This window comes from Rhodoferax sp. GT1R46 (assembly GCF_056521285.1).
Genome location: NZ_JBWMBC010000017.1, coordinates 1 through 8,816 on the forward strand (window position 1 = coordinate 1; position 8,816 = coordinate 8,816).

Consider the following 8,816-nt stretch of genomic DNA (forward strand, 5'->3'; position numbering starts at 1 on the left):
GCCAGCACCGGGTAATTGAATGACTGAAGTGTGCACGTGTCCACCTTATTGAAGTGGACACCATGCTCCCAACTATTGCCGCCTCCAACAAGATGGGTTTGCCGCGCGCTTACGTTGCTATGACAAACAGATAGGTCATCAGGTTTTCAACATCGCCAAACTTGACTTTGCAAATAGTTGAGCAGGTCGGTTAGCACCACGCTTGAACTCGCCATCGATCGCCCTGACAATTTTTCTATCATCAAGCTTGCGCCTGAAACTCGATTTGTCCAGGCTGTATCCCAACAGCAACTCGCATTCCGTTTGTAGCTCCCCAAGTGTGAATTCACGCGGGAAATAGTCAAAGGGTAGGTCCATTGCCTCAACTTCACCGCGGAGGTCTTTCACCGAAGCTGCAATCAGAAACTGATGGTCAAAGGCCAGTCCGGTGTCCTGGGATGCCTCTTTGACCGGTGTCCACCTCAAATTGGTCAACCTTTTTCCGGCTTTTGGCGAGAAATTGTCTCCGGGTATCAACGCCCGATAAACCACGCTCAATGACCATGGAGCGCGAGGGTCCCTACCCGGTCCACCCACGGCACATTGCTGTTTCAGATAGGGAAGTCGTACGTCGATTCTTTCTTCCGACACTCTTTGAGCAGCCTCTTCAAGGGTGTTGTCGAGGTCAATCCTCAACACTCCTCCCGGCATTGCCCAAAGTCCCTTGGCGGGTTCTTCTTCGCGTTTGCCGAGCAAAACGCACAGTTCTCTTTCGACGACTGAAAGGATGCATAGCTCCAGTCGTGTAAACGGCATCGGGTAGGACTTGATGGTGCTGGACATTGCTACTTTTCGTTTGTTAGTTGCATCATACAACTAACATGAGTATACTTAGTTGCATGAAGCAACGAACAATTATCGAATGAAGGGAATTTGAAATGGAATACGACGTCATTGGGGATATTCACGGGCAAGCCGGGAAGCTGGATGCCATGCTTCAGAAGTTGGGCTATGGCGCGAATGGTGGGGGATGGACACCTCCCCACGGTATCTGCGCCGCAATTGGCAGGCCGAACAGAGCATCCGCTCTGCAATCGACGCGCGCTTGCAGCAAAGCTGTGATGTTCCAGAGAACCTCTCCCAGATGCTGGATGCCTTGTTTCCAAAGCCGGTCTCCGGCAATGACTCGGATGGACCTCCTGGTATTGGTCTTGATTGGCAGAAGGTCGCGTGCGCACTGGCAGCACGAAAGCGCTTGACGCTGATTACCGGGGGGCCAGGCACAGGCAAGACCACCACCGTGGTGCGCTTGTTGGCGCTATTGCAGTCCAGTGCCAAGAAAGACGGTCGTTCACTACGGGTCGCTCTTGCTGCACCCACCGGCAAGGCCGCTGCGCGCTTGGGGGAGTCCATTGCAACGGCCGTCGATCAGTTGCCCCCCGAGATGCGTCCGGCAAATTTTGACAAGGCGGTGACTCTGCACAAACTGCTACAGATTCGTCCCGATCAGGTTGATTTGAAATCACCCGAGCTAGCGGTTGATCTGGTCATCGTCGACGAGGCGTCCATGATCGATCTGGAAATGATGGCACGACTATTGGCTGCCGTGCCGTTGACAGCCAGTTTGATTTTGCTGGGAGACAAAGACCAGTTGGCATCCGTCGAAGCTGGTGCGGTGATGGCACAGTTGTGTGAAGGGGCGGACACGGGCGCTTACAACCTCCAGACGGTGGAATGGATTCAATCCGTGACTGGATGCGATCTGGGAGCCTTTGCGGGAAATGGCGGGGAACTTGCCCAGCAAACGGTGATGCTGCGGTACAGCCGACGATTCAAGGACGACAGCGGTATTGGGCTGTGGGCCAAAGCGGTCAACACCGGTGATGTGCAGGAAGTTAAGCGGCTGTGGCGTACTACCCCCGAAACTGCAGTGGGTACAGTGAATACAGTGAGCACTGAGGACAAGGCCGCTGTCGTTGACAGACTTCAATGCACATCTCCGCACGATGATCGTTTAAGTGATTTAGCAAAAGGTGGTTGGTCAAAGTGGCTGGCTCAGTTGCATGCGTTACGAACGGAGCCTTGTACTGACGAACGTGCATTGATGGCATTGAAGGCTTTCGCGCAGTTTCAAGTGCTCTGCGCCGTACGTGATGGTCCATGGGGTGTCCACCTGCTCAATCAGCGCATCGCGCAAAGCCTGGGATTCAATGACGAGGGCTGGTACGCCGGGCGACCGGTCATGGTGACGCGCAATGACTACAACCTATCACTGATGAACGGTGATGTGGGCCTGTGTTTGCCGCATGCCACTGGGCTGCTGTGTATTCCGGCGATCGTGACCGTTGATTCCGGTCGATCGTGACCGGTGGCGCAGCGTGCGGTGTTGCGCATCTAAATTGTAGGGGTGTCGGTCACGATGGGTCTGGATGGACCTCCTTTTTGCTTGCTTTGGGCTTCTGACGAAGTGACTCGCCCGTCAGGGTGAAACGGTGATTCTTTTGCATCACCCGGTCCAGAATGGCGTCCGCGATCGTGGCGTCGCCCACCCAGGCATGCCAATGCTCAATCGGTAGCTGGCTGGTGATGATGGTGGCCTTCGCTGCAGCACGGTCATCAATGATTTCCAGCAAGTCAGCTCGGGTCTGGGCATCAATGCCGGCCATGCCCCAATCGTCAAGCAGCAACACATCCGTCCTCGCCAACTGGATCAACCACTTGCCAAACGTACCGTTGCCATGGCGAATGCGCAGCTCTTCGCTCAGCCGGGGCACCCGTTGGTAATATGCCGAATGCCCCCGGCGGCAGGCGTACTGGGCCAGTGCACACGCCAGCCAGGACTTGCCGGCGCCAGTGGGGCCGGTGATCAACACACTGTGACCACTGTCAATCCAGTCACCCAAAGCCAGACTCATCACCGCCTTGCGATCCACACCGCGCCCGGCGCGGGTGTCCAAATCCTCAATGCTGGCCTGGCTGTACTTCAGCTTGGCATCCTTGAGTAGTCGGGTTTGGCGCTTGTCATTGCGCCAGTGGACTTCACGGTCCACCAGCAGCGCAAGGCGTTCCTCAAAGCTGATGGCCGTCATGCCCGCCTGGGTGAGTTGCTCTTCCAATCCCGAGGCCATCCCGGCCAAGCGCAGAGCGCGCAGTTGTTCAATCGTCGTGTTCATCATCATGGGTGTGTACGTTGTCGCTATGGTTGTCGTATTGTTTGTTGCTGTTGTCATTGGTAGTAGCCAGGGCCACGCACATGCGCATGCTGCGGACTGGTCCACTCTGGTGTGGTGAGGGGCTGCACCTGATCACGCCCATTGACCAGGATGTCGCGTACATGCGAGCTGTTGGTGGTGCCCAATTCCAGCGCCACCGCACAAGCCGCTTCCAGCCGCGGCCTGGTAAAGCGTTTGGCCAATGCCAGCAAGCCCAGACAGGCTCGGTAACCGTGCTCGGGGTGTTTGCGTGTTTCCCGCAGGCGTGTCACCAACGCACCGGTGGCCACGCCAATGCTGTTGCCCCAGTGGATCAACCGCTCTGGCGTCCACTGCATGTGGGCGCGATGCGCGGCAGACAGGTGTTCGGGGACAGTGGTGAAGCCGCCCTTGTGCGCACAGCGCAGGTGGGACGCCACACGCTGGCCCCGGTGCAGTAACTCCACCGTGCGTGCCGTGACGCGGGCTTCCAGGACTTGCCCGACCAGCGACTGCGGAACGCTGTAGCGGTGGCCCTCAAACTCGATGTGCTGGTCAATGTGCACCCGCACGGTCTTGTAAACGGCAAGCTCCCAGGTTTGTGCCGGCAAGGGCTGCAGGGCTGGGGCATCGAGCTGTGCAAATGCACTGGCGCGACTGCCCGGCAGCTTCTGAAACGCGCGGGCATTGAGTTGCTCCAGCAGCGGTGCAATGGCCTGGTTGACATCATCGACCGTGGCAAACCGCTGGTGGCGCAGTCGCATCAATATCCAGCGTTCCACCACCTGCACGGCTGATTCGACCTTGCCTTTGTCTTGCGGGTGGTAGGGACGCGCTGGCAGGAACGAGGTGCCATAGTGCCGGGCAAAGTCGTGCACCGTCTCATTGGCCCTGGGTTCGTAGCGGTCTGCATTGGCAATCAAAGCCCTGGGGTTGTCGGGCACGATGAGCTGGGGTACACCGCCAATAAAACGCAGGGCTTGCGCGGTAGCACCCAGCCAGTCGGCCATGGTCTCACGTGGTGTGGCGCAAGCGAATGTATAGCTGGATGCACCCAAAGAAGCCACAAAGATGTGGGCGCGAGTGCCATCGCTCAGTTCAACCGTGGGTCCGGCGTAGTCAATGAACAGCTTCTCGCCGGCGCGGTGGATCTGGCGCATGGAGCGTTTGAGGGTCCTGGCGTAGCGGCGGTAGTTCTCGCAGAACTGGGAGTAGCTGTGGGTGGTTTGGTCCGGATGCTGGGCGCCATGCTCCTCCCAAAGCAGCATCAGCGTCATGCCTTTGCGTCGCAACTCCTGGTGTATTCGGCCATAGTCGGGCTGCACGAAACCGCTGACTCGCCGGGATGTGCCCAGCATTCGGTTGTGCAGCGCTGTGTCATCAAGTGCCTGGACTTGATTCCAGTCCAGACCTGCTGCTGTGGCCAGCGTGACGTACTTGGTGACGACGCCTTTGGAGATGTTCAGGGCGGCGGCGGTTCGCTCGTGGGAGAGGTGGGCTTCAAGTTTGAGACGTAGTACGTCCCTTATCTTGCGCATATTGATCCTTCGGGTATCGGGCATGCCACTCCAGCAAAGCTGCAGAGGCTACCCCGAGGGTTATGGAAATATGCGCAACATCACACGCTGCGTTATGCCGTTCCGGTATCGTGACCGGTGATTCCGGTCAAACCCAAAAATCGGTCACGATCGACCAGAATCAGTGTTCACGATAAACCGGAATCGTCGGTCACGATCCGCCGGAATGACCGGTCACGGTCGCCCGGAATACCCAGCTGCGAGTTGCCTTCCCTAACGGACAGGGCGGCATTCACTGGGTTCTGCCGTCGCGTCTGGATGGTGTCGAGAGCGTTTTTGCCATGACCGTGCACAAGTCCCAAGGCTCTGAATTCGACCATGTCTGTCTGGTTCTGCCCAACACACCTGTGGCCGTATTGACTCGGGAGCTTTTGTACACGGGCATTACCCGTAGTAAAACGCGCTTGACCTTCGTGGTGCCTGAAATGGCGGTTCTGTGGCGCACGGTTGAGTCCAAGGTGCTGCGCAGTGGTGGATTGCGGCAGGTTCTTGCTAAATAAAAAATACGAAATGAAATTGGAAATATAGGGATTCGAATGAAACTGCTTCACACCTCCGACTGGCATCTGGGCCAAAGCCTAAGCCAATACGACCGTACCACTTGACGCAAATCGGCCAGTCCTGCCTTATGGACGTTCCAGCCAACAAGCGCGGTCATCTCAGCGCGTTCCGTGGCCAGCGGGTCCGTCTCGTCTGTGTAAGCTCGGGGCGATTCGACCGGCGACTGATGGCCGGCATTTATCAATAGTTCTGCAGCCTCAAAAACGACTGGTTAAACGACCAGCTCGCAGGTGTCACTCAGTGAGCCCGTGGAAGCTCACACTACTTTCCTCGCAGCCATAAAGCCGTGGCTGTGACATACCAAAAACAAGTAAAGGAAATGACATGACCCAAGCCATCCATCCCACAATTCTGCTTTCACCCCTCAAGCCCGCCATCCCCGCTCAGGGTGGCCGTTGCACCCTTTGGCAACCTGGTTCCTGACACGGCAACAGGATATTGTTCAATCACGTTCGGCTATCACTTTTGTGAAAAATGCTATCGGTGCATCTGCTGGGCTGCATGCGGTGGTCGATGATCGCCGCAGCAATTGAGGCGAATGGTGTACGAGGCGGCTTTATAGCTTTTCTCTCGATATCACTAGCGCTTGCGTTTACGTGCGCGTACTTCATTGCCAAAAATCGTGTGTGGGTCGTTTTGTCCAAGGAGGGAATAAAGGGGAGAGGATCTTTCGGCCTAAAAAATACAGTCAAATGGACCGCCGTAAGCGGGATATCCCAGTATTCATCACGACTTGCATCCGGGGGGATACAAGGATTTACGCTTAACGTACTTGATCGCGACGGTTTCGCTGTAGGGTTTTTCGGAAGTGTATTTATTCCTAAAGCAATTTTTGAGTCTGAAGAGTTTCAAAGTGGGCTTACCGACTTTGCCCCAATCGATCATGGACTACGCCTTCACCAGTCAGCCGGGGCAAAACGGAACCCAGTTACACACAAGCCTGTTTCACATGCAGATCCAGCAACTGAATCGTTATTGCGTGCTATTGACGAAAGACGCACAACAGATCCATTGATAGGTGCAAAGTTAGGTGGGAAGGAGATTTTTCAACGAATTCTGAATGGCATGAAGGGTGATCGTGGTGTTCACATTGAATCGTTGTTGTGCGCGTTGGGGGCCCTCGCCGGTTATTCGTGCCAGGCAAATCTCCGCGCTCAAGCCGTTGCAAAAGGGTTGCCCGAAACAAGCGCCTTCGTTACAGCTAGTGGTAAGGATGGGGGAACATATTTTTTTGGCGACCCGTTAAACCAAGCGCTAGCCGAATCGCAATATTCCGTGTGGGGACTTGCGGGAGGAGCTGCACAGAAAAATGGGTGTAAGACACTGCCAGATATCAATAGCATTTTCGCCCACGTAGCCTCAAGCGTAGGGGGCGATTCCTTTGGTATTCCCCGCCTTCCTGACGGTCTCGTCACAAGCGATACCCCAATTAACTATTTAAAGGCGCTATGGCCGGTTCTATTTCCTGTCGCCAAAATGTTTTCCAAAGAACCCATAGAGTGGCCCCTCATGTTTGGGGTTGCAATTCAGGAGGCGCTAGATGCAGGAAAAGATGTACTAGCTCAGGACGTCATGCTAACGATCGTCATGGAAAGCGCCATACCAATGTCTAAAGTTGACCTTGCCGCGGCCTGAATTGGCCGCGCTGTCAGACGATAAAGTTCGAAATCATTTGATTTGAATGACCGCTGTCTAGATATTTGTATGGCTGGTCTTGGCCTGTTGCTGGCATGTGGGGGGGCATCAAAAGTCTGGCGGGCTGTTGTTGAAAACCGACTGGTTCCCTTTGATTTATCGCTAATTCCCAATTTAGGAGACACCCGGCAAAAGGTGATCAAAAACGGGGTTCCAAAGGCAAAGCGGGAGAACAGACGGGGGAACAAATTCAATATCTCAACGATAAAACCTAGCATCCATGAGGGTTTCAAGGCATCTTTAGAGCGGTTTCACCCGACCAGAATTGACGAGGGTTAGCAGGTTAGCGCTTGCTAACCCTTTTGTCTTTTTTGCGCTCACTGTGACACTTTTCGTGAGACTTTTCTCATAGAGTAGATCAGCAGATCCCTAGTCGCCATTACCCTAAAGTAAAAGCCGGCGGCCGGGTCAGCCCCGCGCCTTGTAAAAATAATATGCCGTCAGTGCGCCTCCCGCGGCAATCACCATGCGGCGCAGCCACGGTCCTTGGATTTTGCGCGCGAGGCGGGCGCCCCAGTAGCCGCCCAGGCTGGCCGTCAGCAGCATCACCAACGTCTGCGGCCAACTGACGGCACCGGCGACGATGAAGGTCACGACCGTCACGCTGTAAATCACCGCCGACAGCAGGTTTTTCAGGGCATTGATGTGCTGCACGTCTTCATGCCCGCCAATCGCGAGGCTGGCCATCATCAAGATGCCCATGCCCATGCCCGCGCCAAAAAAGCCACCGTAAATCGACACCAGCAACTGCACCAGCCAGCCTAAGGGCGAGCCGGTGCCGTGCTCCTTGCCAGCTTTTTCAGCCGGCGCCGAGCGCATCCGTTTTATTGCTTTTGACAGCTGCGGGCTGAAGGCAAACAGCAGCGTCGCAAACGCCAGCAGCCAGGGAATAAGGGCAGCAAAACGCGCGTCGCCAGCAACCAACAGCAGTAGCCCGCCCGCAGCACCGCCGAGAAAGGAAGCGATGCCCATCGGCAGCAGATAACGTTTGTAGCGTGCCAGTTCCTGCCGGTAGGCCCATGCACCGCTCAAGCTGCCGGGCCACAGCGCGACCGAGTTGCTGGCGTTGGCCACCACCGGAGGCAATCCCACGGCCAGCAGCGCCGGAAACGAAAAAAACGTGCCGCCGCCGGCGATGGCATTGACCGCACCGGCGGCTAGTCCGCCTGCGCCGATCAGCACGATGTCCAGTGTCGTCATACGGGCGAGCCGTCTTTTAAACTGGGTGGCTTCAGCACGTCGCGAATCACGGCAGACCGGGCAGGGCGTGGTTTCTCCATAGGCTCTACTTTATTTGACATTCCGTCACCCATTAATGAACGATAAATGGTTTGATTGAATACTTTTCTACCGGTAATTGAGGGGCCCCTGCCTTCCTGTCCCTCCCCCAAAATCTTTGCGTATGAACCTGTCAAGCCGCCTGCACGCCACGGTGATCGCAAAACGGTGGCCCGCGTGCCGAGGTAATGTGCGGACTTGGCTATCGACTCCAATGTGCTCCATTATCTTGTGGATGTCTGCGCTGAACGCGCTCAATTGAGAGCGTCAGGAAGTGCTTAGGTTTGTGCGAGGCCCACCATTTGCGGTGATCGCTATGCCGTCGGCGTGCCTACGCGGGCAAACATTCTACAAACCGAAACATTTCCAGCCTCTCACGGCTACAGGATTGCGACGAAAAGCGGATTTGCAGTTCAATGGTAAGCGCGCGGCAAACCCATCTTGTTGGAGGCGGCAATAGTTGGGAGCATGGTGTCCACTTCAATAAGGTGGACACGTGCACACTTCAGTCATTCAATTACCCGGTGCTGGCCGG

The 8,816-nt window shown here is 55.9% G+C and carries 7 protein-coding genes; 3 read left to right on the forward strand and 4 right to left on the reverse strand.

Annotated elements, in window-relative coordinates; genetic code table 11:
• Window positions 1-138 precede the first annotated feature (138 nt).
• Window positions 139-822 (reverse strand): NUDIX hydrolase, encoded by a 684-nt coding sequence (locus tag AC097W_RS20810; RefSeq protein ID WP_479604546.1) that lies wholly within the window; start codon window positions 820-822, stop codon window positions 139-141.
• Between the two features lie 187 nt (window positions 823-1,009).
• Between AC097W_RS20810 and recD the strand changes: the two genes are divergently transcribed.
• Window positions 1,010-2,344, forward strand: coding sequence for an exodeoxyribonuclease V subunit alpha (gene recD, locus AC097W_RS20815; RefSeq protein WP_479604547.1), 1,335 nt, complete (start codon window positions 1,010-1,012; stop codon window positions 2,342-2,344).
• A gap of 49 nt (window positions 2,345-2,393) precedes the next feature.
• On the opposite strand, the gene istB is transcribed toward recD, so the two are convergent.
• Window positions 2,394-3,158: an IS21-like element helper ATPase IstB gene (gene istB / locus AC097W_RS20820; RefSeq protein ID WP_479604548.1), complete on the reverse strand. Its 765-nt coding sequence runs from the start codon at window positions 3,156-3,158 to the stop codon at window positions 2,394-2,396.
• Window positions 3,159-3,205: 47 nt separating this feature from the next.
• On the reverse strand, window positions 3,206-4,732 hold the full coding sequence (gene istA / locus AC097W_RS20825) for an IS21 family transposase (protein ID WP_479604549.1): 1,527 nt from the start codon (window positions 4,730-4,732) through the stop codon (window positions 3,206-3,208).
• Window positions 4,733-5,001: 269 nt separating this feature from the next.
• On the opposite strand from istA, the gene AC097W_RS20830 reads away from it, so the two are divergent.
• Window positions 5,002-5,247, forward strand: a complete 246-nt coding sequence (locus tag AC097W_RS20830) for an ATP-binding domain-containing protein (RefSeq protein WP_479604552.1) — start codon at window positions 5,002-5,004, stop codon at window positions 5,245-5,247.
• 574 nt (window positions 5,248-5,821) lie between these two features.
• Window positions 5,822-6,943 (forward strand): hypothetical protein, encoded by a 1,122-nt coding sequence (locus tag AC097W_RS20835; protein WP_479604550.1) that lies wholly within the window; start codon window positions 5,822-5,824, stop codon window positions 6,941-6,943.
• A 468-nt stretch (window positions 6,944-7,411) separates the two neighbouring features.
• Here AC097W_RS20835 and AC097W_RS20840 read toward each other — a convergent pair whose 3' ends face one another.
• The gene (locus AC097W_RS20840; RefSeq protein ID WP_479604551.1) at window positions 7,412-8,203 is read right to left on the reverse strand and encodes a sulfite exporter TauE/SafE family protein; all 792 of its coding nucleotides are present in this window, start codon (window positions 8,201-8,203) and stop codon (window positions 7,412-7,414) included.
• Window positions 8,204-8,816: the final 613 nt, after the last annotated feature.

Coding starts and splice junctions, on each gene's coding strand:
- AC097W_RS20810 (WP_479604546.1), bottom strand. CDS start 822: ATGTCCAGCACCATCAAGTCCTACCCGATGCCGTTTACACGACTGGAG.
- recD (WP_479604547.1), top strand. CDS start 1,010: ATGGACACCTCCCCACGGTATCTGCGCCGCAATTGGCAGGCCGAACAG.
- istB (WP_479604548.1), bottom strand. CDS start 3,158: ATGATGATGAACACGACGATTGAACAACTGCGCGCTCTGCGCTTGGCC.
- istA (WP_479604549.1), bottom strand. CDS start 4,732: ATGCCCGATACCCGAAGGATCAATATGCGCAAGATAAGGGACGTACTA.
- AC097W_RS20835 (WP_479604550.1), top strand. CDS start 5,822: ATGATCGCCGCAGCAATTGAGGCGAATGGTGTACGAGGCGGCTTTATA.
- AC097W_RS20840 (WP_479604551.1), bottom strand. CDS start 8,203: ATGACGACACTGGACATCGTGCTGATCGGCGCAGGCGGACTAGCCGCC.